We start from the raw sequence: 24,694 nt of genomic DNA, 5'->3' as shown, positions 1-24,694 counted from the left end.
ATTCGGCACCCGGGAAGGGGGCCGTCGGTGCAGCAGGGAGATCAGCTGTGGCACCAGGTTCAGGAGGCCCTCCAGGGCCGTTTCAGCAAACCCACCTTCGAGACCTGGATCCGGCCCGCCCGCTGCCAGGGCCTGGAGGGCAGCCGGCTCCAGCTGCTGGCACCCAACAGCTTCGCCTGCGGCTGGCTTCGCAAGAACTACCTCGACACGATCGAGGCGGTGGCCAGCGAGATCGCCGGGCGTCCCCTCCAGGTCACCGTGGCGGCGGCGGCGGATCCCGACGCCTCCGCCGGCCTGATCGTTCCCCCCCCGGCCATCGGCACGCCCTCCGGCAGTGGCCATGCAGCCGGCAGCGGCCATGCCCCCGGCAGCGGCAATGGCCATGGCGGTGTCAACGGGTCCGCCGGCCGCCGGGTTGGCGAGGGGCGCCCGGCACCCGGCTCGGGCCTGAACGGCCGCTACGTGTTCAACCGGTTCGTGGTGGGCCCCAACAGCCGCATGGCCCATGCCGCTGCCCTGGCGGTGGCCGAGGCTCCCGGCCGGGAGTTCAATCCCCTGTTCATCTGCGGCGGCGTCGGTCTGGGCAAGACCCACCTGATGCAGGCGATCGGCCACTACCGCCTGGAGATCAATCCGGAGGCCAAGGTCTTCTACGTCTCCACCGAGACCTTCACCAACGACCTGATCCAGGCGATCCGCCAGGACGGGATGCAGGCCTTCCGGGATCGCTACCGGGCCGCGGACCTGATCCTGGTCGATGACATCCAGTTCATCGAGGGCAAGGAGTACACCCAGGAGGAGTTCTTCCACACCTTCAACGCCCTGCACGAGGCCGGCCGGCAGATCGTGATCGCCTCGGACCGCCCCCCCAGCCAGATCCCCCGCCTGCAGGAGCGCCTGATCTCCCGCTTCTCGATGGGCCTCATCGCCGACATCCAGTCGCCGGACCTGGAGACCCGCATGGCCATCCTCCAGAAGAAGGCCGAGCAGGAGCAGATGGCCCTGCCGCGGGAGCTGATCCAGTTCATCGCCGGCCGCTTCACCTCCAACATCCGCGAACTCGAGGGGGCCCTGACGCGGGCCGTGGCCTTCGCCTCGATCACCGGGCTGCCGATGACGGTGGAATCGGTGGCCCCGATGCTCGATCCCGCCGGCCGCGACGTGGAGGTCAAGCCGGAGCAGGTGCTGGAGAAGGTTTCCGATGTCTTCGGTGTGGGCCCGGACGAGATGCGCAGTGCCAGCCGCAAGCGGGCCGTGAGCCAGGCCCGCCAGGTCGGGATGTACCTGATGCGTCAGAACACGAACCTGTCGCTGCCCCGCATCGGTGAGGTCTTCGGCGGCAAGGACCACTCCACCGTGATGTACGCGGTGGAGCAGATCGAAAAGAAGCTCAATGCCGATCCGGTGCTGGCCCGGCAGGTGCAGCAGGTCCGCGACCTGCTGCAGATCGACTGCCGCAAGCGCCGCTGAGCCCGCCGGGCGCGCTCAGGCCGGCCCGCGGCCCGCCTTCCTCAGAGGCAGCCCTGCACCGAGATGCGGTAGCTGAACCCGAGGGCACCGGGATCGCTGCTCGCCCCCACCTTGAAGTTCATCTGGCTGGCCTGCTTTTCCGGCACGGCCTGGAAGGGACCGAACTCCTGCCCTTTGCCGATCGGCGGATTCATCGTGGTGTTGATCACCTGCAGGTTGGAGCCATCCGTGAACTTCATGTACCCCTCCACCGGGTATTCCGCGCTCGCATCGGAGGAGTTGGCGGTGAAGAAGAACTTGTAGCTCGTGTAGGGCTGGTCCACCACGAAGTCGGTGTTCCAGTTCGTCTTGCCGAGCAGCTTGGCCCTACCCACGGTCTTGGACACGATGGGACTGGTGCCATCGCCACCGATCGGCTGCAGGAAGGTGCAGGTTTCCGCGTGGGAGGCTGCTGCGCCGGTCAGGACGACGGAGGCGCCGGACAGGGCCACGGCCAGCACCAGGGAGAGGCGGGACGGCTGGAACACAGGACTGTTGGAAAATCCTCCCGACCCTAGAGGCCCTTTCCGGCCGTGCAGGCGGGTAAGGTCAAACCCCGTTTTTCCCTTCTATGCGCAGCCTCGCGACCGTGCTGTTGGCCTGGGCCGGCCTGGCCCTGTGCCCACTCAGCCTGCTGGCCCAGAGCCAGACCTGGCAGCGCCGTGGCGCGCCGCCACCGGCCGGCGCCCGGGTGGAGCCCGAGAATTGCCGTACGAACAGTGATGGCGGCATCACCTGCGGTACCCGCATCGAAGGGGGCACCCGCCGGCCGCCCGCCTATCCGAGCGTCAATCCCTTCCCCAACTGATCCGTCAGCTCAGGTCAGCGGTTGGGCGGGGTCGAGCCCCTCCACCTCGCCCTGAAACACCCGGGAGGCGGTGATGTCTTCGGCTTCCAGGGTCATCAGATCCTGCCGGGTGAGTGCCGTTCCCATCCGGGAGAACAGACGGTTGGCCTGGCGCATCCGGGCCCGGTCGATGGCGTTGCGGATCGAGCGGGCATTGGCGAAGAAGGGGAGCTGCATGCGCCGCTGGATGTATTCGGCGAAGGCGGCCCGGGCGGAGTCACTGAAGCGATAATTTTCCGAGGCCAGGATTAGCTGGGCGATCGCCAGCAGTTCCCCGGCGGTGTAGTCCGGGAAGTCGATGTGGTTGGCCACCCGCGAGGAGAGCCCCGGGTTGGAGTGGTAGAACACGTCCATCCTGTCCTTGTAGCCCGCGAAGATCACCACGAGGTCATCGCGGTTGTTCTCCATCACCTGCAGCAGGATCTCGATCGCCTCGGCGCCATAGTCCCGCTCGTTCTCCGGTCGGTAGAGGTAATAGGCCTCATCGATGAACAGCACGCCGCCCATGGCCTTCTTGAGCATCTCCCGGGTCTTGGGTGCCGTGTGGCCGATGTACTGGCCCACCAGATCATCCCGGGTGGCCGTCACCACATGCCCTTTGCGCACGTAGCCCAGGCCGTGCAGGATCTTGCTCATCCGCTCGGCCACGGTGGTCTTGCCGGTGCCCGGTCGCCCCGTGAAGGACATGTGCAGCGAGGGGGGCGCCGTCTCCAGCCCCACCTGCTGGCGCGCCCGGTTCACCACCAGCAGTGCCGCAATCTCGCGGATGCGGGCCTTGACCGGCCGGAGACCGATCAGGTCCCGGTCGAGTTCGTCGAGCACCTCCTGGACACCGGCCCCCTCGTAGGCCTCGCGCAGATCCACGCACCTGCCGGGGTCGGGCGGCTGGGCGGCGCTGGGGCGGGGGGCTCCGTCAGTGTCCATGGGTGGGCCCAGCGGTGGTGTCAGGGGCAGTGTCAGGGAGTGGTCAGGGCGTCGATGGCGGCGGCGAAGCGGTGTTCCTCCTCTCCGATGGGCACGTCGTCCCCATCCGGCCGGAGCGTGAGGTTCACGTAGGTCCGGCCGAAGCTGATGTCCGGAAAGCGCTGTTCCGCCTCGCAGAGGTCGTTCAGCCGCTCCAGGAAGTCACGGGTGGCCGGATAGTCCGCGAATTCAATGCGCCGCTCCAGCCGCTCGGCACGCTCGGGTTTGGGACGGGGAGTCCAGGTCTGGTCCATTCCGAGACCCTAGGCCAGCGTTCGGGTCAGGCCCGAGAGGCAGTTGGTGCGGCTGGAGGCGAGCCGGGCAGCCCAGGCGGCGGCATGGGCGCGATTGGCGGCCCGGTGGGCCGGATCGGGACTGTCCAGCGGATGGGGCATCGTGCCGTTGATGGCGGCATTGGTCACGCAGAACATCGATTTCTGGAAGCTGCAGCAGATCTTGACCCGGATGTCACCTTCCCCCCGGGTGCGCTCGAGGTACCAGTCATGCAGCGGCTTGGGCAGGTGGCGGTACATGTCCTGCATCAGCAGGCTCGGCGGGATGCCGGCGCCCATCGTGGGCAGGGGATCGGCGTAGAGGGCGCCGTAGGCGAACTGGGCCTGGTCGGGGGAGATCTGCTGGGCCTGGGCGTTGAAGCTCACCGTGCCGAAGAAGGGGGTGCCGCGCAGGAACACCGCCTCCACGTAGGGCACGGCCACGTCCACCAGGAAGGTCAGGCCGGCCTCGGGCGGCAGCACCCACAGCCGCTCCCCGTCGAGCTCCACCGCGTAGGTGATCGGATGGGCGGCCGCTGCCACCAGTCCGTCACGGATGAAGTCCACCACCGCCGCGATCGAGCGCACCGTGCCCTGGCGCTCGGCCCGGGCCAGGTCGAGGAACAGATCGCTCATCACCCGCCAGAACTGGCCCAGGGCATGGGTGGTGGCCGCCGTGCGGATCAGTTCGGGCAGGAAGGCCGGAAACAGCGGATCGAGCAGGGCCAGCAGCGGATCCCGCCGCCGCTTGCGGGCGATGATCATGCGGCAGCTGGCGGCGAACGCCTCCGAGTCGAGGTAGCCGTCCAGGCCTCCGGTGCCATGCCAGAGCATGGTCTTCATGCAGTATTCGGCGTATTCGAAGTTGATCCGGTCGTGGTTGAGGTTCCGCCAGATCCGCCGGGGACTGGGATCGCCATCGAGATACTTGAAGATCGGGAAGGGGTTGAGGAACTGCCGCTCTGCCTGAAAGATCAGGTTGATGCTGTAGGCATCCAGCACCTCGCCATAGCTCTCCAGCACCCCCACCACCTCCAGCAGGTGATCGCCACGCTCGGCCAGCAGGGTTTCGCCGCTCAGCAACTGACGGGTGAGTTCGGCGGCCGTGGGCATGCCCCCATCGAAGGTGAGCTTGGCGGGAATCACCGGCATCAGCCCACGCCTCCGGTGCTGAGGGTCGCCGCCAGGGAGGGCAGGGCGGCCATGGCGGCCGTGGTGGCCTCACTTAGCCGGCCCAGGGCGGCGGGGGCCAGGCCGATCACCACAACCCCGGTGGCGAGGGCAATGGCGGGCACCGTCTCCCGGGGGGCCACCGGTACCAGCTGCACGTCCAGCCGCGCGTCCTGGACCGGATCCCCGGGGGGGGTGATGGCCAGGCGTCCGAAGAAGGCTCGGTTGACCAGCAGCAGGAAGTACACCGCCGTCAGGCCCGATCCCACCATGCAGACCAGGGTGGGCAGCGGATAGGTGGCGATGCTGCCGCGGAACACCAGGAACTCCGAGATGAAGCCGGCCATTCCCGGCATGCCGGCGCTGGCCATCACCCCGAGGATCATCAGCGACCCGGTCAGCGGCAACCCCCGCTCCGGGTTCAGCAGTCCGCGCAGCACCTCCAGATCGCGGGTGCCGGTCTTGCGGTAGACGATGCCCACCAGCAGGAAGAGCAGGGCGGAGATCAGCCCGTGGCTCACCATCTGAAACTCGGTGCCCAGCAGGCCCACCGGGCTGGCGGCGGCCGCCGCCAGCAGGATGTACCCCATGTGCCCCACCGAGCTGTAGGCCACCATCCGCTTCATGTCGCGCTGGGCGATGGCCGCCAGCGAGCCGAACACCACCGAGACCGCCGCCCAGATCGCCAGGGAGGGGGACAGGGCTGCCCAGGCCTCGGGGAACAGGCCCATGCCGAAGCGCAGCATCCCGTAGGTGCCGAGCTTGAGCAGCACCCCGGCCAGCAGCACCGACACGGGGGTGGACGCCTGGGTGTGGGCGTCGGGGAGCCAGGTGTGGAAGGGAACCAGCGGCATCTTGATGCCGAAGCCCACCAGCAGCGCCACCAGCAGCACCAGCTGGCTGCCCATCGCCAGCCGCTCCGTGGTGACCGGCGTGAGGCTGAAGTCGACGTTGCCGGTGAACAGCGCCAGCCCCAGAAAGGCACCCAGGATCAGCATTCCGGACACCGCCGTGAAGATCAGGAACTTCGTGGCGGCATAGGCCCGCTGGGCCCCGCCCCAGATGGAAATCAGCAGCCAGAGGGGGATCAGTTCGAGTTCGTAGAACAGGAAGAAGAGCAGCAGGTTGTCGGCCAGGAAGGCCCCGTTGACCGCCCCGCTGATCAGCAGCAGCAGGGCGAAGTAGAGCCTGGGGCGCCGGCTGAACTCCCGCGTGCACACCGCCGAGACCAGGGTGAGCCCCGCGTTGATGATCACCAGGGGCAGGGAGAGCCCATCCACGCCCAGCCGGTAGTCCAGGCCGATGCCCGGCACCCAGCGGTGCACCTCCTGGAGCTGCAACCCCCCCATGGCGGGGTTGAACCACAGCAGCAGCGCCAGGCTGAGCAGGAGCTGGGCCACCAGCAGGGCGATGCAGCCTGCGCGCAGCCTGGCGGCGCTGACCTGGCCGGGCCAGGCCAGCAGGGCGAGGCTGCCGAGGAAGGGCAGCAGCAGCAGCAGCGTCAGCAGTGGAAGTGGTGGTGGGGTCATGGCAGCCCCCCGGCCAGCCAGCTCAGCGAGGCCAGCAGCAGCACGATCGCCACGATCACCGTGAGCACGTACGACTGCAACTGGCCGCTCACCCCCAGCTTGAGGTTCTCGGCGCTCTGGAGCGAGAGCCGCCCCACGCCGTTCACCAGGCCGTTGACCAGCCGCTGGTCCACCCAGTCGGTGAGCCGCGCCAGCCCGCTGACCAGGGCCACGATCGTGGCCCGGTAGAAGCGCTCGGTGTAGAAGTCGAAGGCCAGCAGGTCCTGAACACGGCGCAGCGGCTGCACGATCGAGCGTGACCAGAACTGGTCCTGGGGGATGGCGGTGCCGATGCCCACCCCCAGCAGACCGCTGCCGGCAACGGCGACCCCCACGGCCGGGGAGAAGGAGGCGATCCCCGGCACCGGATCGAGCCGGGCGATCAGCAGGGGCGTCAGCAGCACCAGGACCGTGAGGCTCACCATGGGTAGGGCCATGAGCCAGTTCACCTCCGGAGTCCGGCGGGTCTTGGGCAGCGGGTCCCCCAGGAACACCGAGCGGTAGACCCGGGTGAGGTTCAAGGCCGTGAGCAGATTGGTGAGCAGCAGCACGCCGGCGAACGGAGCGGCACTCGCCAGCAGGGCCTGGACCCCAAGGCCATAGCACCAGAAGCAACCGAGCGGCAGCAGGCCCACCAGACCGGCCGAGGCGACCAGGTAGGCACTGCAGGTGGCCGGCATGCGGGTTCCGATCCCCCCCAGCTCGGTGAGGTCCTGGCAGTTCGTGGCGGAGATCACGCTGCCCACGCTCATGAACAGGAGCGCCTTGGCCAGGCCATGGGAGAACAGCAGCAGCACGGCGATGCCGGGCTGCTGGAGGGCGATGGCGATGAACACCAGCCCCAGGTAGGAGGTGGTGGAGTAGGAGAAGGCCCGTTTCAGATCGACCTGGGCCAGGGCCACCAGCGCCCCGGCGATCGCGCTGATCGTGCCCACCGCCAGCAGCACGTCGGTGGCGACCGGCGAGAGCTGCAGCAGCGGCATCAGTTTGAGCAGCACCAGGGCGCCGGCGGTGACCACCACCGAATTGCGCAGGATCGAGGCGGGGTTCGGACCCTCCATGGCCTCATCGAGCCAGAGGTGCATGGGGAACTGGGCGCACTTGCCCATCGGACCGGCGATCAGTCCCAGGCCCACCAGCGTGCCCGCCAGGGGGGTGATGCCGCCCGTGGCCCGGGCTTCGGCCGCCCAGCTGTACAGGTCGGTGAACTCCATCGAGCCCGCCCAGGCGGAGAGGGCCACCACCCCCATCAGCAGCAGCACATCCCCCACGCGCTTGGTCAGGAACGCATCCCGTGCCGCCGTCACCACCAGGGGCTGGGCGTACCAGAAGCCCACCAGCAGGTAGGTGGAGAGGGTGAGCATCTCCAGCAGGAAATAGCTCATGAACAGGTTGCTGCTCAGCACCACACCGGAGAGGGCCCCCTCGAAGAATCCGACCAGGGCGTAGAAGCGGGCCAGGGCCCACTCCTTGTCGAGATAGCCCAGGGCGAACACCTGGGCGATCAGGCTCATCAGCGTGACCAGCTCCAGGGCAGCCAGGTTGGTGAGCGAGAGATCGATGCCGATGGCCAGGTGGAGATCCCCCGCCGTGAACCAGGGGATGCTCAGGTGGGCAGGGCCCTGCAACTGGACCATCCGGGCCACCACGCTGCCGTGCAGCACGGCCAGCAGGGTGACGAGAATGTTGAGGTAGGCCGCCGGCCGCGGCCCATTGCGCTTGATCCAGCCGCTGGCCCAGGGCAGCGACAGCGCCATCCCACTGAACCCGTAGAGGGGGATCAGCCAGGCCAGCTGAACGGGAAGGGGCAGGGGGGCGTGCAACGGCGTGGGAGGGGAATCCTCAGGGTCCGAGGTGCTTCCGAGGTGCTGGCGAGCGGCGGGGCCGGCCGGAAGGCGCCATCAGCGGCACCGGGACCTAGAAGGTGGCGCGTTCCAGAACGCGGTAGGCCTGGCTCTGGAGGCTGCGGAGCCAGGCCTCGAGCTCCTCGCCATGGTGCTGTTCCTCAGTCCAGAGGGTGCGGAAGAAGGACTCATTCTCGCTGTCGCCGATCAGCAGACAGAACCGGACCGCCTCGGCGTAATGATTGATCAGCTCCGCTTCCAGCACGGCGTCGTGGCGCAGCAGGCCCGCCAGATCACGGGCATGGGCCACGGGCTTCAGCTGGGAGGCGGCCGGAGCCACCCCCAGGGTCAGCATCCGCTGCACCAGCTGTTCGGCATGGCGCATCTCCTCGACGGTCTCCTCGCGGAAACGGCCGGCTGACTCGGTGTCTCCCCAGAGCTCCAGCAGGGAGGCCTGGGTCATGTACTGCTGGACCGCGGAGAGTTCAAGGCTCAGGGCGCGGCCCAGATAACCCAGGACGCGCGGATGCACGGCGTCCATGGGGATCACAGGCGACGGGTGGCGTCAGTGCCGCGGATCGCAGGCTCCACTTCGGTGTGGGGGCGGGCAATGATGTGGGCGGCCACCAGCCCGTCGCCCACCCGTTCACAGGCGTCGGCGCCGGCGCGCACCGCGGCGTTGACCGCGCCGGTCTCGCCCCGCACGAGCACGGTCACGTAACCGCCGCCCACGAACTCCCGGGCCACCAGGGTGACTTCCGCTGCCTTGGTCATGGCGTCAGCCGCCTCGATGGCCGGCACCAGGCCCCGGGTTTCGATCATGCCGAGGGCGATGCCGTGTACGGAAGGGGCCATGGAGGTGGGGGCGGTGTTGGAGGGAGGACGGTTGGAGCCTGAGCCTGAGCCAGAACGGCTGGACCGACCGGCGGAGGCCCCGCTGGCACGGGGTGTCGCAGACGAGCGGCGGGTGGTGGTGCGTGTCGGGCGGCTGGAACTGCTGCTGCGGGCAGTGCTGGAGGCCGGAAGGGCCTTGGCGGGCGCCGGGGCCGGAATGGCTGCTGGTGCTGGCGTGGCCGCTGCGGCGCTGGCCGGCGGTGGGGCCGGCGTGGTGGCCGGCGGTGGGGGCGCGGCGCCTGCCGCTGCAGCGGTGGCCTTGGCGCTGGAGCTGGGTGTGGGTGTGGCCATGGCGGTTCGCGAAGGGGACGGGAAGGGTGACTGGGGAGAGCTGGAGGGCAACGGGAGCGACCAGCTGGGAGGGGGTCAGTCAGCCATCGGGTTCCCAGAAATCGATGATTCCTCCGATGGTGAGATCGGTGTGGGTTTCAGGGTCACCGCAGGCGAAGCGGGCGGCGGACCCACTGGCGGTGAACACCCAGTTGCCGGGTGAAGCTCCGACCGGGTCGACCGCGACGCTCAGTTTGCCCTTGACACTGCGCAGAACCCTGAGGTTCCAGTGCATCAGGCCGCTGACCCGCTGGGTGCAGATCAGGGAGCCGGTGACCTGCATGATCTCCATCAGCTGCCACCTCCGGCCCTGGGGCTCTGGGACGGTGGAACCTGCTTGCCGGCGTCGGGATCCCAGTGGTCGATGATTCCCACGATGGTCAGATCACTGGGATAGGACTTGCTGCCCGCCGCTTCCCTGGCGGCCGAGCTTCCCACACAGATGACCCAGTCGCCCGGGATGCAGCCCACGGCATCGACGGCCACCTTCTGGGTGCTGCCATCCAGCACGACCTGCAGATGCTTGTGTTCGAAGTCCGGGATCCGGTTGGTCGAGACCAGCGGCTTCACCACCTTGCAGATCAGCATCTCAGTGCCCTCCTCCGGTCGCGAAGGTGATCGTGGAACCTACCGCTTCGGGCGGGGTGTGGCGATCCTGGTCCCGCACGGTGAGCAGGGCATGGAGCAGGCCCTGCTGGAACAGCTCGGCGTAGCGGTTCTCGATCGCCGCCTGGACCCGCTGGCAGTGGCGCACGGCCCGTTCGCGGGCGCCGGGCACCTGGCCGTGGTAATCGAAGCGCACCACCACCGGGACCGGCAGGCCGCGGGAGACATTGAGGCCGGTGAAGATCTTCACCCCCACGTCGAGGTCGGCTGCCCCCTCCTCCACGGTGTCCATGTAGGCGAAGTAGGTGAGATTGCGCAGGTGGATCTCCTTGAAGCCGATGCCCACACCGATGAACCGCTCCGCATGGCCCGCATCGCTGTAGGAGCCGCCATGGAACCGGCGCACGTAGTCGATCTGGGAGAGGTTGTGCTCGAGCAGCCGGGCCACCAGCGTCACCATGCCCGGATCCGGTGCGGAAGCCGCCGCCTGCCGCACCATCTCGGTGATCCGCTCGCGCGCCTCGGCGGCGCCGAGCCGGCGGGTGGTGGCATAGACCTCCTGGGCATCGAGCCAGCGCTCCAGGTTGGTGCTGCCGTCCATGCCGGGCACGTGGACCCGGATCGCATCCGTGTCGGTGTCGATGCCGATCAGCAGGAGATCCACCGAGGCGCCGCAGCAGAAGCTGTTCTCCACCGCCTGCTGGAAATCCTGCAGTCGGCTCAGGCCGCAGGAGGCTGCCAGGGCGTCGTTGCTGCCATGGGCCGCACAGCCCTCGTGCTGGGGATCACGGGAGCTGAAGTGGTACAGCACCACCTTGAGGTAGCGGGTGTCGGCGTGGGCCGGGTTGGGCTGGGCCTCGCGGTAGCGGAGGTGTTCGGTCTTGACCCAGCGGTTGACGGTGTTCTCCACATCGAACAGCGCACCGGCATGGGGCCGGCGGCGCACCGAGCTGAAGGGCAGTCGCAAGGAGAAGGCGATGGCATGGGCCAGGCGGCCATCGGCGCAGGGGGTGATGTCCAGCAGGTGGAACCCGCAGGCGAGCAGGAAGCTGTTGAACGCTTCGGCCGAGGGGCTGCCGGGTTGACCCTCGAGCGGGTCCTGGCAGAAGAAGCCCTGGCTCACCTGCTCGTAGGTCTGGAAGACGCACCAGGCGAACAGGGTGCGCATGTCGAGCTGGCTGACCCAGGCCGTTTCCAGGATCGGCAGGGGCAGATCGAACCCGAGCTCGCGCCGGGCGATCTCCTGGGCCTTGGTGACGAAGTCATCCTCGTGCTGCACCGCCGAGAGATGCTTCAGCACCGGGACGATGCGATCGAAGGCGTCCTTGACAGCCGTGTCGTAGGCCTGGAGGGCCAGGTTGCCGCGGCTGTCGGTGAGGGGGTGGTCACCGCCATCGGCCCCAGCCAGGCTCTGCTGCCGGGGTGCGGACGCTGCGGCCCGCGACGGGGTGCCTGGCTCGTCGCGTCGGGCCACGGCCGCGCTCCGCAGCACCCGGCGGCGACCCATCGGCCGGGCTCCGGGTGCGCTCAAGGAGCGCTCCGACTGAATCGCCGCCTGCATGGCGGCCCGGGCTCGGGTTCCTCGCAGCACGGGGCCGGCTGCGGAGAGATCTGCGGCACCGACCGGATCGACGGGGCCGGGTTGGGCCTCGGCCATCACCGGGCGGCGACGCGGTGCCGTGGGGGCCAGCGGCTGGGGAGCGGTGGTTCGGGTGCGACGGGGCATGGGCTGATCAGCCTCGTGCGCCGCCGGAGACCGTGATCAGGGAACCGGCCTGGGTGTTGCCGCTGGAGCCGGTGACGCGGCTCACCGGTTCGGGTACCTCTTCGTTGCGCTTGGGCTGGTAGCCGGGCATCGCGCTCATCGGGCCCACGCGGGTGGGGTTGCGACGACGGGCGGAACTGCCTTCGGTGCCGGTGACCCGTTCGCCGCGGTCCCAGTCATCCCCGGTGATCTTGAGGCCGGCTGAAATGCCTTCGCCCGTGACCCGTGAGGTGGGCCTGGCGTCTTCATCGACGCTCACCGGCGCCGGGGACATGACGCTGGTCTGGATGGGACCGCGGGAGAGCTGAGGGCCGCGGCGATCGAAACGGAACTGCTCGGTGCCGGTCACCTTGTCACCGGCCATGTCAAAAGGGCCGGTGATCCTCCCCCCCTGCTCGTAGCTGTTGCCGGTGACTCCGGATCTCGACTGGCGGGCGATCTGCGCTGCGCGAGCGGGGGACTGAACACTGAACTGCTGCCAGGGCGCACTCTCGAGCGGCTGGGGGAAATCGGCGTCGCCGGCACCGGCGGCGCCACAGGCGGCGGCCTGCTGGTCGGCCCCCACATAGGGCGTTCCGGTGACGGCTTCACAGGCGCCGCGCTCGGCTCCGGTCATCACACCGCCGATGCCGGGCTGGATGCCACTCATGCGGTTGGAGCCACGTACCGGCGTGCGCTCCCGGATGCTGCGCACCGCGGGCGTGGGGCAGTGGTCCGAGGCCTGCTCGAGGCCGGCGTAGGGGGTGCCGGTCACGGCCTTGCAGGTGCCTGGCTCGTCACCGGTCACCTTGTCGCTGCGGCCGGTGCGGGTGCCGCTCACCACCTGGGCCCGGTTGGTGATGCTGAAGCCCACCTTGGGGGCTTCAGGCTGGGGCTTGGTGCCGCAGAAGCCGGCGTACTGCTGTGTTCCGATGTACTCATCGCCGGTGATCAGACGGCAGCTGCCCGGTTCATCGCCGGTCACCCGCTCGCTCCGGCCCACATGGGTTCCGGTGATACCTGTGCCGCGCAGGGTCTGGAGACTGGCCACCTTGGTGGGGGCCCGACCGGGGGCCGGCGGTTCGGCCCCGAGGTACTGGTCACCCGTGAGCTGGAGACCGGACCCCGGCTCGTCGCCGGTGACCCGCTCGGAGCGGCCCACCATCACACCGGACACGGGTTGGCCGCCCAGTGTCTGGCTGCGACCCACCTTGCGGGGGGCTGGGTTGGTGCCGCCGCAGTAGCTCGCCGACTGGTTGGCGGACACGTACTCGGTACCGGTGACGTTCTTGCAGGTACCGGGCTCATCCCCCGTCACCTTCTCGGAGCGTCCCACCTCATTGCCGGTGACCCGGTTGCCGTGGCTGGTGGCGGTGACACGCACCTTGGCGGGCTGGAGTTTGGGGGCTTCGCTCTGGCAGAAGGTCTGGAACACCTCGGCACCCAGATACTCCGTGCCGGTGATGGCGCGGCAGGTGGCGGCCTCGTTGCCCGTGGTCTTGGGCGAGCGGTTCGCCTGGGTGCCCGTCACCACCTGACCGGCACTGGTTTCACTGGTGCCCACCTTCCAGTGGGCATCGGCGGCTGCGGCCTGGCGGGCGCCATGGCGGTTCGGGCCGCTGGGGCGGCTGCAGCCGCTGCGGCTGGATCCGGCGCTGCCCACCTTGGCCTTGAGCTCCCGCACCTTCCGGGCGAGATCGCGGGTGCTGATGTCGGGATTGCCCTGACGCGCCACCGAGGCGGCCGTGGTGTTGGTGGGGGCGTTGGCGGACTTGCCGCGCTTGGAGAGGGCCTCACGGCGGGCCAGCACCAGCGACCGGCTGGGGTTGTGTTGAGCCTGCACCTTCCGATGGGTCGGACGCTGGCCTGCCTGGCTGCGGCCTGCGGCGCCGCGGGCGTCCCCAAGGCTGAGGCTGAGCGTGTCGCCCCGGCTGGCCCTGCGGCCTGCGGAAGGGGTTTCACGTTCACGGTCCTTGCAGCCGCAGGGCTTGTCGGAGCTGGCGGGGGTGGCGGCTGCCTCGCTGGAGCCGGTGCCCCGTGTGACCGCACGGCCCAGGTCGGTGCGGGTTCGGTCGCGGGAGGTGTCAGCCCGCTTGCCCTTCTGGGTGAGAGCTTCTCGGCGTGCCAGCACGAGCTCGCGGCTGCGGTTGATCACGCGCTTGGGCTCGCTGCGGTGATTCGGGGATGGGGCGCTGAGGCTCAGGCTGCTGCGGCTTCGCGACGCGGCGGCCGGGGGGCTGGCTGCGGCGGAGGCAGTGGTGGCTGAGGAAGCGGCGGCGGCGGTGGCGGTGGGCTCGCCAGCAGGGCGGCTCAGGCGCACATCAGCGGCGGTGCGCACCCGGCTCGGGCTCGAGATGAACCGGCCTGCGGCTTTCTTGCCGCCGTTGGTGAGAGCCCGGCGGCGCTCGAGTGCTGCTTCCCGGCTGGATGTGCTGGCCATGTCCGCCCGTCGTCGAAGGTCGCTGTGGTTAGGCCGCAGTTCCTGAGGCGATGCCGACAGATGACGTCTGTGGGCGTTCGTGATTCGGAGTGCCTGAAACCCTGGCTGTGAGCGGATTGGCTCACCGCCAGGGGGTCAGACCTGCGGGGGGAGGGGAGCGGTTCCGGAAGATTCAGGAACCGCCGGTGGTGATGATCCGAAAGGGCTCAGCGGCCCTCGAACACCACGAAGCAGGCACCCTGGCTCTGGGTGTAGGCGTCGTAGCCCACCAAGCGCACGTGGTGGTCGGGGTAGGCGCGGTGGCAGGCCTCGAGTTCGTTCACGATCACGCCGAGATCCTTCTCACCGAAGAAGGGCAGCTTCCAGTACGACCAGTAGGTCGCCATGGCGCGGCTGGGGTGCACGTGCTCGATCAGCGGGCTCCAGCCCTGGGCAATGATGTAGGCGATCTGGTCATAGATCTCGTCCTGGGTCATCGGCGGGAGGAAGCCGAAGGTCTCCAGGGTGGCGACTGTTTGGTAGTCACCCACGGTGCTCTTGAAGGGCATGGGGATCCTGAGATGGATGGGATGGATGAAGGCTGTTGCCGATCACGTGGGGAGGCAGGTGAGCCAAGGCCCTCCTGCCGATCCCCTCAGTGCACGATCACTGGACGTCGAGCTTGTCGACGGTGTCGAACTCGAACTTGATTTCCTTCCAGGTTTCGAGAGCGATCGCCAGCTCGGGGCTGTGCTTGGCGGCTTCCATCAGGATGTCGCGGCTCTCCTTCTCGATTTCACGGCCGGCGTTGCGGGCCTTGACGCAGGCCTCCAGGGCCACCCGGTTGGCGGCAGCACCAGCGGCCGAACCCCAGGGGTGACCGTGGGTACCACCACCGAACTGGAGCACCGAGTCGTCGCCGAAGATCGCCACCAGGGCCGGCATGTGCCACACGTGGATGCCGCCGGAGGCCACGGCGAACACGCCGGGCATCGAAGCCCAGTCCTGATCGAAGAAGTTGCCGCGGCTGCGGTCTTCGGGCACGAACGATTCACGCAGCTGGTCGATGAAACCGAGCGTGGTCTGGCGGTCGCCTTCCAGCTTGCCCACCACGGTGCCGGTGTGGAGCTGGTCACCACCGGAGAGGCGCAGGCACTTGGCCAGCACCCGGAAGTGGATGCCGTGCTTGGGATGGCGGTCGATCACCGCGTGCATGGCGCGGTGGATGTGGAGCAGCATGCCGTTCTTGCGGCACCACTTCGCCAGGCCGGTGTTGGCCGTGAAGCCACCGGTGATGTAGTCGTGCATGATGATCGGCTGGCCCAGTTCCTTGGCGAACTCGGCCCGCTCGTACATCTCCTCAGGAGTGGCGGCGGTGCAGTTGAGGTAGTGCCCCTTCTTCTCGCCGGTTTCTTCCTGAGCCAGCTGCACAGCTTCCGCCACGAATTCGAAGCGGTTCTGCCAGCGCTGGAAGGGCTGGGAGTTGATGTTCTCGTCGTCCTTGGTGAAGTCGAGACCACCACGCAGGCATTCGTAGACCACCCGGCCGTAGTTCTTGCCGCTCAGGCCGAGCTTCGGCTTGATGGTGCAGCCCAGCAGGGGACGGCCGTACTTGTTCATCCGGTCGCGCTCGACCTGGATGCCGTTCGGGGGACCCATGCAGGTCTTGATGAAGGCCAGCGGGAAGCGGATGTCTTCCAGGCGCAGGTGGCGCAGGGCCTTGAAGCCGAACACGTTGCCGACCAGGGAGGTCAGCACGTTGGTGACGGAACCCTCTTCAAACAGGTCGAGGGGGTAGGCGATGAAGGCGTAGAACGACTCCTTGTCGCCGGGCACGTCTTCGATGCGGTAGCAGCGGCCCTTGTAGAAATCGAGGTCGGTGAGGAGCTCGGACCACACGGTGGACCAGGTGCCGGTGGAAGATTCAGCGGCCACGGCGGCAGCCACTTCTTCCTTGGGCACACCTTCCTGGCCGGTGCACTTGAAGCAGGCCAGCAGGTCGGTGTCGAGGGGGACGTAGTCAGGAGTCCAATACGTGTCGCGGTACTCCTTGACCCCGGCGTCGTACTTCTTGCTCATGGAGATTCTCCGGTTGGGTCGGTAAGGGAAAGACGAGGGGAACGCCTCAGGCGCTCATCGGCCTCAGTCCTTGGAACCCACGAAACCGGCGCTGCCGCTCAGAGCAGGCTCCACTTCGCGGTGGGGGCGGGCAATGATGTGGGCGGCGACCAGGCCGTCACCGACCCGCTCGCAGGCGTCGGCACCAGCACGGACGGCAGCGTTGACAGCGCCGGTCTCGCCGCGCACCATCACCGTCACGTAGCCGCCGCCGACGAACTCGCGGGCGATCAGACGCACTTCGGCGGCCTTGGTCATGGCGTCCGCCGCTTCGATGGCGGGCACCAGACCGCGGGTTTCGATCATGCCGAGGGCGATGCCCATGGTTTCGTTAGCCATTACCTGCTCCTGGAGGAGGGGGTGGAATGTTCGGAGGTAACCATGCTCCGTCGCGAAACCCCCCGTCAAGCGATTGGGCCCGGCTGGGTCATCACCGTTTGCATCGTCGCTGATAAGCGAAGCTGATCAGAGCAACACATTTCGTTAGCTTTTGCTTGGCGTTCCAGTGCTGGCCGGCGTTTGGCCTGCTTGTCAGGGCTTGGTGATGCGGCTGCCCGGGTCGTGGAGGCCGTCCGCCGTTCTCCCTACCCTTGCCGCGGAACCGGCACCCCTGGAGTTTCTCCTGGGGGTGGAATGTTCAACCCGGCCGGTTCCACCCCTTTCGGTAGCCCCGATCGCCGACCCACTTCAACGTCGACCGAGCCCTCCCCTCGCCTGGGTGCCGCTGCCCGCAGACGGCGGTCCTCCGGATCGGGAACCCTGCTGCGACACAATGCCCGTCGCGAGCCCTGCCTGCCCTTGCCGACCCTGGTGATCGCCAGTGGCAACCCCCACAAGGTCGCCCAGATCGGCGCCATGCTCGACAGCCTCGCTCTCGAGGTGGTCAGCCAGCCCCGTGACCTGGCGGTCGAGGAGACGGGCAGCACCTACGCGGCCAATGCCCGGCTCAAGGCCGAGGCCGCAGCCCGACGCACCGGGCACTGGGCCCTGGCCGACGATTCCGGCATCGAGGTGGATGCCCTTGGCGGGGCTCCAGGTCTGTATTCGGCTCGGTACGCCCCCACCGACGCCCAGCGGATCCAGCGGCTGCTCCACGAACTCGGCGACAGCCTCTACCGCGGGGCCAGTTTCCGTTCGGCCATGGCCCTGGCGGATCCCTCCGGGCAGACCGTTCTGGAGTCCGAGGGGATCTGCCGCGGCCTGATCCTGCGGCGCCCCCAGGGGCACGGCGCCGGTTACGACGCAATCTTCTACGTGCGGGAGGCGGGCTGCTCCTACGCCGAAATGCCGGACCACCTCAAGAGCAAGCTGGGCAGCCGAGGCAAGGCGGCCCGCCAGCTCGCCCCCGAGCTCCTGGCCCTACTAGGTGTCGCCTGAAGAGTTCCCCTGGGGGCTTTTGCTTGCTTGAGACTCCCCTGAGCGCTTGCTTGGGGCTCCCGGGGCCCTTCCTGCCCCCGCCGGCCGCTGGGTTGGTGCCCCTTCTCAGCCCTTGGCCGACGCGTTGATGTGGTGGATGGCCCGCATGGCCGCCGCCGCCGCCTCCTCCACGTCCCCCTCCCGGCCCGCCAGGGTGAGGCGGCCAAAGGCTCCGACGGCCTTCACGTCGACCACGGTGATGTTGGAGGCCTTCTCGGCCTCGTTGGCGGCGATCAGCACGTAGCCCGCCGGTTCGGTCTCCAGGATGAACATGCTCATCCCGGCCTGGATCATCGAACCGCGCCGGTTCTGGCGGTTGATCAGCACCGCGTGGTCGGGCGTGATCGCTCGGATGATCTCCGTCCAGCTCACTTCGCAGCGGCTGCGCTGTTCGACGCTGCTGGCGATGGCCTCGAGCACCACATCACCGGAGTGGAGCACGTTGCTCTGGTCGCGGTGGTAGAGGGCCAGCGACCCGAAGGCCCGCTCCACGATCATCTGGCCGAGGCGCACGGTGCTCGCCTTGAGGGCGATGTCGGTCACCCGATGCACGGCCATGCCGGGGGAGACTTCCAGCCACAGGCAGGCGTCCCCGGGAATCGGCAGGAACCCCTGGCTCACCGTTCCCATGTAGGCGGCCAGCTGGGGCTGCAGGGAGTCGAGAAAGACGTAGGTGCGCAGCTCGATCGACTGCACGTGGCTGGACTGGCGTGCCAGCCGGGTGCCCTCACTGTCGGTGGTGATCACACAGCTCGCCCCGGAGCTGTCCGGATCCACCGCCGTGCCGGTGATCAGGCGTCCTGCGCCCGTGGCAATCCCATCCATGCGGGAGGTCCGCCGCTGCCGAAAGGCCCGATCGTCTGGATTGAGCGGGCTGGAGGGCATCAGGAGGGCAGAACTCCTCAGACGGTGGTGGAGGGAAGAGGGGTGGAGGGAGAGGACTGAAGGGGCCGGGCTGGGTTCGTCGGCAGGGCGGGCGGTTGCAGAACGCTTCCGGGCAACCGACGGCGTTGGGCTGGAGCTTGGGGCGCTTGAGCCAGCCGCTCGGGACCGGGGTGCGCCCTGTCGGCCACCTGGAGCCTCGGTGGGGCTGACTTTACCCTCACCGCCCCCTGGCAGGGCCGGGAGGCTGGCCTGCCAGGGGCTTGCCCGCCTCCCGGAAGCCGATACCGTCCGGGCACCGTTGATGCGACGTCCATGGCCCCCAAGAGCACGTCCTCCACAACCGCCTCCCCCGCAGCCTCTGCCAAAGCCTCGGCCGCAACCTCGGCCCAGGTCGATCAGGCCGATCCCAGCCCCCGGGGAGACCAGCCGCGTACGGCGATGGGCGACTGGATGGCGGCCGCCTCAGCTCAGGGGGTCAAGCCCGAGCAGGCCCTGGCCTTCATCGGCCTCGGGCTGATGCAGAAGATGGCGGCCTCGGGCCAGGACCTTCCCTGGATCTGGAACGAGGTTGAGGATGGTGGCAGCGCCGACCTCCCGGGCCTGCGTCAACGGCTCGAGCTGGTGCAGCTGGCCCTGGAGACGGGAGCACCGCTGAGCACCGCCGAGGTCACGGCCCTGCTCGGTGCCCGGCCGGGAGCCGCGGTGGTGGAGCGTGGCGGTCTGAGGGCCAGGCGGCTCAGCCGCAATGTGTGGAAGCTCAGCAGGGCCGACAGCGCGTCCAGCAGCTTCGGCGACGGTTTCCGCCGTCGTCTCTGATGGACCCTCTCTGAAGGAGCGTCTCTGATCGACTGTCTCTGATTCTCAGACGCTTTCTCAGACGCCGATCCGCGGCCCCGCATTCCGTCCAGCCGACGGGGCCTGGCTCAGGCCAGGCCCACCAGCTGCATGGAGTGCTCCCATACCTTGCGGGCGGTTTCGGGGTTGCTCGCCTTGTCGGAGAGCTCCTGGCTGAACTGTTTGCCCCCCCGCTTCTGGCGGTTGCCCCAGCTCCAGTGCACCCCGGACACGGCGAATTCGGGATCCGCCACCACCTGGGCCACCCGTTCGCCGGCCAGGGCCTGGGTCACGTAGCCCCCGGTGATGTTCTTCTGGAACCAGGGGAAGATCTTCTGGAAGAGCCTCGGCGTGTTGCGGAACAGGGGGGTGTCCGCCACACAGCCGGGATACAGCGAACTGAACACGATTCCGGTCTCCCTGTGCAGGCGCCGGTGCAGCTCCTGGGTGGTGATCATGTTGCAGAGCTTGCTGTCCTTATAGGCCTTGCCGGGCTTGAAGGGCTTGCCGCTCGCCATCGCGATCGGTGCCTGGAAGCCGGCTGCGAAGCCCGAGAGGTCGCCCAGATCGGCCGGGGCGGGAATCGGGATCTTGCCGCCCAGCTCCTTGGAATTGGCGGTGACGGTGCCGAGGATCACCACCCGGCGGGACGGGTGGCTCGAGCGCTGCAGATCCGGCAGCAGCAGCTGGATCAGCAGGAAGTGGCCCAGGTGGTTGGTCGCCATCGAGAGCTCGAAGCCCTGGGGCGAGCGCTCCGGTTGCTTGAGCCTCGGCTTGTACACCGCCGCATTGATGACCAGGGCATCGAGGGGCTGCGCCAGGGAGGAGACCAGGGTTTCCACGCCGACCCGGACGCTCTCCAGGTCACCGAGGTCGATCCGCAGGTGATGGAGTCGGCTGGCGTCGATGCCGAGGGTCTCGGCAGCGGCAGCGGCGCGCACCGGGTCCCGGTTGGCGGTCACCACGGTCCAGCCGCGCTCCACGAGGGCCTTGGTGGCGTTGAGCCCCACTCCGGAGGTGGTGCCGGTGATCAGGACCGTTCCTGGCGAAGCGGCATCGGCCATGGGGCTGGGCATCAGGGCAGGCGCCCCAACCTACGGAGCGGGGCCTCGATTGCTGGAGGCTGATCAGCGCTGCTCAACAGACGGAAACGGGACGCTTGGCGACGTTCCTGTCGGTTGCCACACCACCCTCAGGCGGTTGGGGGCGATCCACTGGTTCTGCTCGCGGAGCAGACGCTGCTCCCCTTCGACCGAGAACAGCTGGTCGAAGCGCTCGCGGGCCTTGCCGAGCTTGGCCTCCTCGATCTGGAGCACGGCCGCCAGCTCTCCCTGACGCTCCATGCGGTCCTGGTAGGCGATGGCGAGGCGGGTCAGGCTGACCCCGGCCACGATGGCCAGCCCGGTCTTGACGGTGAGGCCGATGACGCTGCAGATCAGCTCCCGCCGCTCCACGGAGAGGTTGGCGGCGGACCCGGTGACCAGCAGCGGTTCGCGCATCGGCGACGGCAGCGGAGCCGCTGTGCTGTCCGGCCTGGCCGCCTGGCTCGATGCGGGCCAGGGATGCCTGGATGGCTCCACCGGCCTTGCGGGGGGAGCCGGGGCCCGGGCGGGGCTGGGGGCGGCAGGGCGTCCCGTCACCGATCGGGACTGAGTGGCTGGCCGGGAGGGGATTGCCAACGGTGGAGGGGCTTGGTTGTTGATCGCTTCTAGCGGGCCGACGGCTGGCTGCCAAGGGCGGCGGGCCATCGGCCGGAATCCCGGCCCGGCGATCAGGCCTTGTAGAGGCTGAAGCAGAGACGCACGGCCAGCACGCCGGCGTGGGCGGCCACCACGAGAGCGATCAGCACCTGGGCCTGGCTGAGGGTCGAAACCATGGTGGAAGGTCCATGCACACAACGGCACCATTCTTTGCCGTGGCCTCGCTACGGTCCAGCCCCGCACGCCCTGCTGTCACAGCTCTTGATGCCCAACACCCCGCTGGCCGGCAACCCCAGTCCCGCTCCCGTGCTGGTGAGCTCCACGGCGATCGGCAGCCTGGATCTCTCCCCCCTGGCGGCCTGGGCGGCGCTGGCGCCGGAGCAGCTGCTGACGTTCACGGGCACGCTGGAGATCAGCCTGGACTGGCCGCGGGCCGATGACGATCCCCGGGAGCTCTCGGAGATTCCCGAGGTGCGGCTCTGGTGTCTGCGCGCCGACGCCGTCCTGCCCTGGCTTCCCCTGCTGATCGAACGCAGCACGGGCCAGCTCACCCGCCATGTCGCCATGCTTCTGCCCCATGGCTTCAGCCGTGGGGAGGGCATCCGTTTCGCCCCGGAGGCCCTCGAGCTCTGGATCACCCACCGGCTGTTCCTGCTGGACGACTGGGCCAGCAGCCGGCAGCTCAACTGCCGCCAGGGGTTGGTGCAGATGGCGGCTGTCCTGGGTCTGGAGGTCGATGCCGCCTTCTGGGATTCCCTCGGCCCCGGCGTGAGCCTCCCCCGCTAGAGCCCCGGCGACACCAGGCCGAAGGCCCGGCGACCGCTGTCGATCGCCAGGATCACGGTCAGGCCGCGCAGCATCCAGACCAGTCGCCCCTCCCCGACCCTGTTGAGGCGCCGGGCAGACCACTGGGCCGCCAGGGCCGCCGTGGCGCCGAGCGCCAGGCCGATCGGCCAGATGGCCCGTCCATCCGCCAGGAACGTCAGCGAGGCCATCGCCGCGGAGGTCAGCACGGCCAGGGTGCTGAACCGGATCGCCAGGTGCACGGCCACTCCGAGCCCCTGCACCAGCAGGGGCACCATGACCAGGCCGCCCCCGACCCCCAGCATGCCGCTGGCCAGTCCGGCGACGCCACCGACGCCACCCAGGGCCGCCCAGGAGGGTGCCGGGCCGGCCGGCAGGGCAGCGTCTCGGGGGCGGATCAGCAGGGCCAGCAGCGCGTACATCAGCGCCTGCAGCGTCAGCAGCAGCCAGCCCGGCAGGCTGAAGCCGATCCGGCTGCAGGCTGCCCCGGCCAGCCCCGCGCCCAGGGCGATGGCCAGCGCCCCCCTGCCGGGCAGGCTGCGGCTGCGCACATGGGCCCAGGTGCCGCCCAGGGTGGTGGGCACGATCGCCAGGGTGCTGGTGGCAAGCGCCTGGTGCGGCTCCAGTCCCATCAGCAGCAGCAGGGGCGAGAACACCAGCCCACCGCCGATCCCCAGCAGCCCCGAGAGGAGGCCGGCCACCAGCCCCAGGGGCAGGAAGGGCAGCAGCTCCAGCGGGGCAGGCATCAGGCTGGGGAGATGGCCAGCGCCCCAGCATCCCCCATCGCTCCGGCCCGCTGGCTGCCCACCTGCCGTCTCGGGGGGGGCTGGCAGATGGCGATCGACAGCTGGTTGCTGGATCAGGGCCGTCCGGCCTTCCGGCTGTACCGCTGGCAGCGGCCCACCCTCTCCCTGGGTCAGCATCAGCACGCCCTGCCGCCCCACTGGGGTGAGCTGGCCCGCGCCGGGGTGATCGATGTGGTGCGACGGCCCAGCGGCGGGCGGGCCGTGCTGCATGGCGGCGACCTCACCTATGCCCTGGTCTGGCCGACTCCGCCGGCCTCCCGGGTGGAGGCCTATGGGACAGCCTGCCGGTGGCTGCAGCAGGCCTTCGAGCGGCTGGGCCATCCGCTGAGCTTCGGGTCCCAGCGGGCCGTCCCCTCCAACCCCAGCTGCTTCGCCCTCAGCACCGCCGCCGATCTGGTGGAGAGCGACGGGGCCAAGCGCATCGGCAGCGCCCAGCTCTGGCGCCGGGGCCGTCTGCTCCAGCATGGCTCCATCCTGCTGGCCCCCTCGGCGGAGCTCTGGGAGAAGGTCTTCGGTGATCCTGCCCCGCGGTTGCGTCCTCTGCCGCTGGAGGGCCAGGACCTGGAAACCGAGCTCCTCGCCGCGGCCCGGAGGGCCCTGCCCTTTCCGCTGCAGGCTCAGCCGGAGCCGTTGCGGGCGGCGGAGCTGGCGGCGATCGCCGCAGGCCTGGACGCTCAGCGGCCCGGGTCCGGGCGGGCCGTCGCCACGCGGGGATGGGCTTCGCCCGCGGAGACCATGCCGCGGACCACCATCGGCAGGGCCAGTCCCAGCGGGTAGGTGTTCTGTCGCCGCGCCGCCTCGAGCAGGGGGGCCGGCAGCTTCAGGCCCAGCTTCTGGAGCACGGCCTCGCCCAGGTCGGGGCGCTCCAGGGTGCCGCTGGGCAGGCCTGCGGGGCTGAGCACCAGCAGGCGCACGTTCTGCCCGTCCTCCAGGAGCTGCACCGCCTGCCAGAGCGGCGCCGACTCGCTGATCGCCGGCAGGCTCGCCAGGGGCTGGAGATGGTCGCCGAGCCGATCGGTGTCCCAGCGCTGCACCGGGACCTGCTGGAGGGCCTGATCATCGATGACCCCCTTCCAGCGACCCCGATCGCAGACCAGCAGCCAGTCGGCCGCACCCACGGGACTCTCGTCGTTGAGGCGGATCCGGCTGATGTCCCGCAGGGTGGCGCTCGCTTCGAGCACCCGGAAGCGTCGGGCGGCCGCGTCCTTCACCTGCAGGGTGTTCAGGGCGTTCTGCAGGATCAGCACCTGCTGCTGATTGCGGACGGCCCCCAGGCCGAACCAACCCAGCAGCATCAGCCAGGCTCCCCCGATGCCCCCTCCCCGCAGCAGCAGGACCGCCCCCAGCCCTATGGCCAGGTAGGCCAGAAAGCGGCCGCAGCCATTCGCCACTTCGGTGCCTCGCCGCTGGCTGCCGCTGGCCTGCCACACCAGCGCCTTGACGATCAGGCCCCCGTCGAGGGGCAGCCCCGGCAGCAGATTGAACAGGGCCAGCACCATGTTCAGGGTGCCGAGCTCCGCCACCATCGCCCCGAGCCAGGGGGCCAGATGGGCGGCCGCATGGGTGCTGGCCAGCAGCCCCCCCCCGAGCAGCAGGCTGACGGCCGGACCAGCCGCGGCGACCATCAGGGCGCCGATCGCTGTGCTGCATTCCCGCTCGACGCTGGCCACACCCCCCAGCAGGAACAGCGTGATGCTGCGCACCTTCACCCCCTGGCTCAGGGCGACCAGGGAGTGTCCGAGCTCGTGCAGCAGGACGGACACGAACAGAAGCAGGGCCGTGGCCAGTCCCAGGGCCCAGATGGCCCCCTCCCCCAGCTCCCCCCCCTTGAGGCTGAGGGCGTAGTGCTGCTGGAAGGCGGCGGTGGCCACCAGCAGGATCACGAACCAGCTGGGATGGATGCGCAGGGGGATGCCGCGGATCTTCAGCAGCTGCCATCCCTCACCCACGTCGTCGCTCTCCCGG

At 69.1% G+C, this 24,694-nt stretch carries 28 protein-coding genes; 7 read left to right on the top strand and 21 right to left on the bottom strand.

The window, feature by feature from the left end; all coding sequences use genetic code 11:
* Window positions 1-27 precede the first annotated feature (27 nt).
* A complete protein-coding gene (gene dnaA / locus ACLNEE_RS10310; RefSeq protein WP_411423384.1) occupies window positions 28-1,470 on the top strand; it encodes a chromosomal replication initiator protein DnaA in 1,443 nt (480 codons plus the stop codon).
* Window positions 1,471-1,511: 41 nt separating this feature from the next.
* Here dnaA and ACLNEE_RS10305 read toward each other — a convergent pair whose 3' ends face one another.
* Window positions 1,512-1,997 (bottom strand): hypothetical protein, encoded by a 486-nt coding sequence (locus ACLNEE_RS10305; RefSeq protein ID WP_411423383.1) that lies wholly within the window; start codon window positions 1,995-1,997, stop codon window positions 1,512-1,514.
* An 83-nt stretch (window positions 1,998-2,080) separates the two neighbouring features.
* Here ACLNEE_RS10305 and ACLNEE_RS10300 point away from each other — a divergent pair, with 83 nt between their 5' ends.
* Window positions 2,081-2,317 carry a hypothetical protein gene (locus tag ACLNEE_RS10300; protein ID WP_412007062.1) on the top strand — a complete coding sequence of 79 codons (237 nt, stop codon included), beginning with the start codon at window positions 2,081-2,083 and terminating at the stop codon, window positions 2,315-2,317.
* A gap of 9 nt (window positions 2,318-2,326) precedes the next feature.
* Here the strand turns inward: ACLNEE_RS10300 and cbbX are convergent, their stop codons facing one another.
* The 14 genes from cbbX to ACLNEE_RS10230 form a co-directional block, all read right to left on the bottom strand.
* Entirely contained in the window at window positions 2,327-3,280 is a 954-nt protein-coding gene (gene cbbX / locus ACLNEE_RS10295) for a CbbX protein (protein WP_411423381.1), read from the bottom strand.
* A 32-nt stretch (window positions 3,281-3,312) separates the two neighbouring features.
* Window positions 3,313-3,573, bottom strand: a complete 261-nt coding sequence (locus ACLNEE_RS10290; RefSeq protein WP_411423380.1) for a 4a-hydroxytetrahydrobiopterin dehydratase — start codon at window positions 3,571-3,573, stop codon at window positions 3,313-3,315.
* A gap of 9 nt (window positions 3,574-3,582) precedes the next feature.
* On the bottom strand, window positions 3,583-4,743 hold the full coding sequence (locus ACLNEE_RS10285; protein ID WP_411423379.1) for a CO2 hydration protein: 1,161 nt from the start codon (window positions 4,741-4,743) through the stop codon (window positions 3,583-3,585).
* Window positions 4,743-6,290: an NADH-quinone oxidoreductase subunit M gene (locus tag ACLNEE_RS10280; protein ID WP_411423378.1), complete on the bottom strand. Its 1,548-nt coding sequence runs from the start codon at window positions 6,288-6,290 to the stop codon at window positions 4,743-4,745. Before ACLNEE_RS10280 ends, ACLNEE_RS10285 begins: the two co-directional genes overlap by 1 nt.
* Window positions 6,287-8,152 carry an NAD(P)H-quinone oxidoreductase subunit F gene (locus tag ACLNEE_RS10275; protein ID WP_412007061.1) on the bottom strand — a complete coding sequence of 622 codons (1,866 nt, stop codon included), beginning with the start codon at window positions 8,150-8,152 and terminating at the stop codon, window positions 6,287-6,289. Before ACLNEE_RS10275 ends, ACLNEE_RS10280 begins: the two co-directional genes overlap by 4 nt.
* Before the next feature lie 94 nt (window positions 8,153-8,246).
* Window positions 8,247-8,705, bottom strand: coding sequence for a ferritin-like domain-containing protein (locus tag ACLNEE_RS10270; protein WP_412007060.1), 459 nt, complete (start codon window positions 8,703-8,705; stop codon window positions 8,247-8,249).
* 14 nt (window positions 8,706-8,719) lie between these two features.
* Entirely contained in the window at window positions 8,720-9,358 is a 639-nt protein-coding gene (locus tag ACLNEE_RS17175; RefSeq protein WP_425625269.1) for a BMC domain-containing protein, read from the bottom strand.
* 79 nt (window positions 9,359-9,437) lie between these two features.
* Entirely contained in the window at window positions 9,438-9,680 is a 243-nt protein-coding gene (locus ACLNEE_RS10260; protein ID WP_412007059.1) for a carboxysome peptide B, read from the bottom strand.
* A gap of 8 nt (window positions 9,681-9,688) precedes the next feature.
* Window positions 9,689-9,985: a carboxysome peptide A gene (locus tag ACLNEE_RS10255; RefSeq protein ID WP_411424347.1), complete on the bottom strand. Its 297-nt coding sequence runs from the start codon at window positions 9,983-9,985 to the stop codon at window positions 9,689-9,691.
* A 1-nt stretch (window position 9,986) separates the two neighbouring features.
* A complete protein-coding gene (locus tag ACLNEE_RS10250) occupies window positions 9,987-11,729 on the bottom strand; it encodes a carboxysome shell carbonic anhydrase (RefSeq protein ID WP_412007058.1) in 1,743 nt (580 codons plus the stop codon).
* A 7-nt stretch (window positions 11,730-11,736) separates the two neighbouring features.
* Window positions 11,737-14,187 carry a carboxysome assembly protein CsoS2 gene (gene csoS2, locus ACLNEE_RS10245; protein WP_411424345.1) on the bottom strand — a complete coding sequence of 817 codons (2,451 nt, stop codon included), beginning with the start codon at window positions 14,185-14,187 and terminating at the stop codon, window positions 11,737-11,739.
* Window positions 14,188-14,393: 206 nt separating this feature from the next.
* Entirely contained in the window at window positions 14,394-14,735 is a 342-nt protein-coding gene (locus tag ACLNEE_RS10240; protein ID WP_411424344.1) for a ribulose bisphosphate carboxylase small subunit, read from the bottom strand.
* A 97-nt stretch (window positions 14,736-14,832) separates the two neighbouring features.
* Complete coding sequence (locus tag ACLNEE_RS10235; RefSeq protein WP_411424343.1) at window positions 14,833-16,245, bottom strand: form I ribulose bisphosphate carboxylase large subunit; 1,413 nt, start codon at window positions 16,243-16,245, stop codon at window positions 14,833-14,835.
* Window positions 16,246-16,308: 63 nt separating this feature from the next.
* Window positions 16,309-16,623, bottom strand: a complete 315-nt coding sequence (locus ACLNEE_RS10230; protein WP_006909739.1) for a BMC domain-containing protein — start codon at window positions 16,621-16,623, stop codon at window positions 16,309-16,311.
* Window positions 16,624-17,082: 459 nt separating this feature from the next.
* Here ACLNEE_RS10230 and rdgB point away from each other — a divergent pair, with 459 nt between their 5' ends.
* Entirely contained in the window at window positions 17,083-17,661 is a 579-nt protein-coding gene (gene rdgB / locus ACLNEE_RS10225) for an RdgB/HAM1 family non-canonical purine NTP pyrophosphatase (RefSeq protein WP_412007057.1), read from the top strand.
* A gap of 105 nt (window positions 17,662-17,766) precedes the next feature.
* Here the strand turns inward: rdgB and ACLNEE_RS10220 are convergent, their stop codons facing one another.
* On the bottom strand, window positions 17,767-18,585 hold the full coding sequence (locus tag ACLNEE_RS10220) for a hypothetical protein (protein ID WP_412007056.1): 819 nt from the start codon (window positions 18,583-18,585) through the stop codon (window positions 17,767-17,769).
* A gap of 312 nt (window positions 18,586-18,897) precedes the next feature.
* Here ACLNEE_RS10220 and ACLNEE_RS10215 point away from each other — a divergent pair, with 312 nt between their 5' ends.
* The gene (locus ACLNEE_RS10215) at window positions 18,898-19,401 is read left to right on the top strand and encodes a hypothetical protein (protein WP_412007055.1); all 504 of its coding nucleotides are present in this window, start codon (window positions 18,898-18,900) and stop codon (window positions 19,399-19,401) included.
* A gap of 107 nt (window positions 19,402-19,508) precedes the next feature.
* On the opposite strand, the gene ACLNEE_RS10210 is transcribed toward ACLNEE_RS10215, so the two are convergent.
* Together ACLNEE_RS10210 and ACLNEE_RS10205 are read right to left on the bottom strand one after the other, a co-directional pair.
* Window positions 19,509-20,495, bottom strand: coding sequence for a protochlorophyllide reductase (locus ACLNEE_RS10210; RefSeq protein WP_411423735.1), 987 nt, complete (start codon window positions 20,493-20,495; stop codon window positions 19,509-19,511).
* Between the two features lie 51 nt (window positions 20,496-20,546).
* Window positions 20,547-20,918: a hypothetical protein gene (locus ACLNEE_RS10205; RefSeq protein WP_412007054.1), complete on the bottom strand. Its 372-nt coding sequence runs from the start codon at window positions 20,916-20,918 to the stop codon at window positions 20,547-20,549.
* Between ACLNEE_RS10205 and ACLNEE_RS10200 the strand changes: the two genes are divergently transcribed.
* Entirely contained in the window at window positions 20,896-21,072 is a 177-nt protein-coding gene (locus tag ACLNEE_RS10200; protein ID WP_412007053.1) for a hypothetical protein, read from the top strand. The genes ACLNEE_RS10205 and ACLNEE_RS10200 overlap by 23 nt on opposite strands.
* Window positions 21,073-21,190: 118 nt before the next feature.
* Here the strand turns inward: ACLNEE_RS10200 and psaM are convergent, their stop codons facing one another.
* Complete coding sequence (psaM, locus tag ACLNEE_RS10195; protein WP_411423737.1) at window positions 21,191-21,295, bottom strand: photosystem I reaction center subunit XII; 105 nt, start codon at window positions 21,293-21,295, stop codon at window positions 21,191-21,193.
* 88 nt (window positions 21,296-21,383) lie between these two features.
* Here psaM and ACLNEE_RS10190 point away from each other — a divergent pair, with 88 nt between their 5' ends.
* Window positions 21,384-21,905 (top strand): CRR6 family NdhI maturation factor, encoded by a 522-nt coding sequence (locus tag ACLNEE_RS10190; protein ID WP_411423738.1) that lies wholly within the window; start codon window positions 21,384-21,386, stop codon window positions 21,903-21,905.
* On the opposite strand, the gene ACLNEE_RS10185 is transcribed toward ACLNEE_RS10190, so the two are convergent.
* Window positions 21,902-22,669 (bottom strand): TSUP family transporter, encoded by a 768-nt coding sequence (locus tag ACLNEE_RS10185; protein ID WP_411423739.1) that lies wholly within the window; start codon window positions 22,667-22,669, stop codon window positions 21,902-21,904. The genes ACLNEE_RS10190 and ACLNEE_RS10185 overlap by 4 nt on opposite strands.
* A 12-nt stretch (window positions 22,670-22,681) precedes the next feature.
* On the opposite strand from ACLNEE_RS10185, the gene ACLNEE_RS10180 reads away from it, so the two are divergent.
* Window positions 22,682-23,506 (top strand): lipoate--protein ligase family protein, encoded by an 825-nt coding sequence (locus ACLNEE_RS10180; protein ID WP_411423740.1) that lies wholly within the window; start codon window positions 22,682-22,684, stop codon window positions 23,504-23,506.
* On the opposite strand, the gene ACLNEE_RS10175 is transcribed toward ACLNEE_RS10180, so the two are convergent.
* Window positions 23,404-24,678, bottom strand: a complete 1,275-nt coding sequence (locus tag ACLNEE_RS10175) for a site-2 protease family protein (RefSeq protein ID WP_412007052.1) — start codon at window positions 24,676-24,678, stop codon at window positions 23,404-23,406. The two genes, ACLNEE_RS10180 and ACLNEE_RS10175, sit on opposite strands and share 103 nt — an antisense overlap.
* Between the last annotated feature and the right edge of the window lie 16 nt (window positions 24,679-24,694).

This window comes from Aphanothece stagnina RSMan2012 (assembly GCF_046764815.1).
Taxonomy (GTDB): Bacteria; Cyanobacteriota; Cyanobacteriia; order PCC-6307; family Cyanobiaceae; genus NIES-981.
Note: the sequence above shows the minus strand (reverse complement) of the source record. Positions and strands in the feature narration are given on the sequence as shown.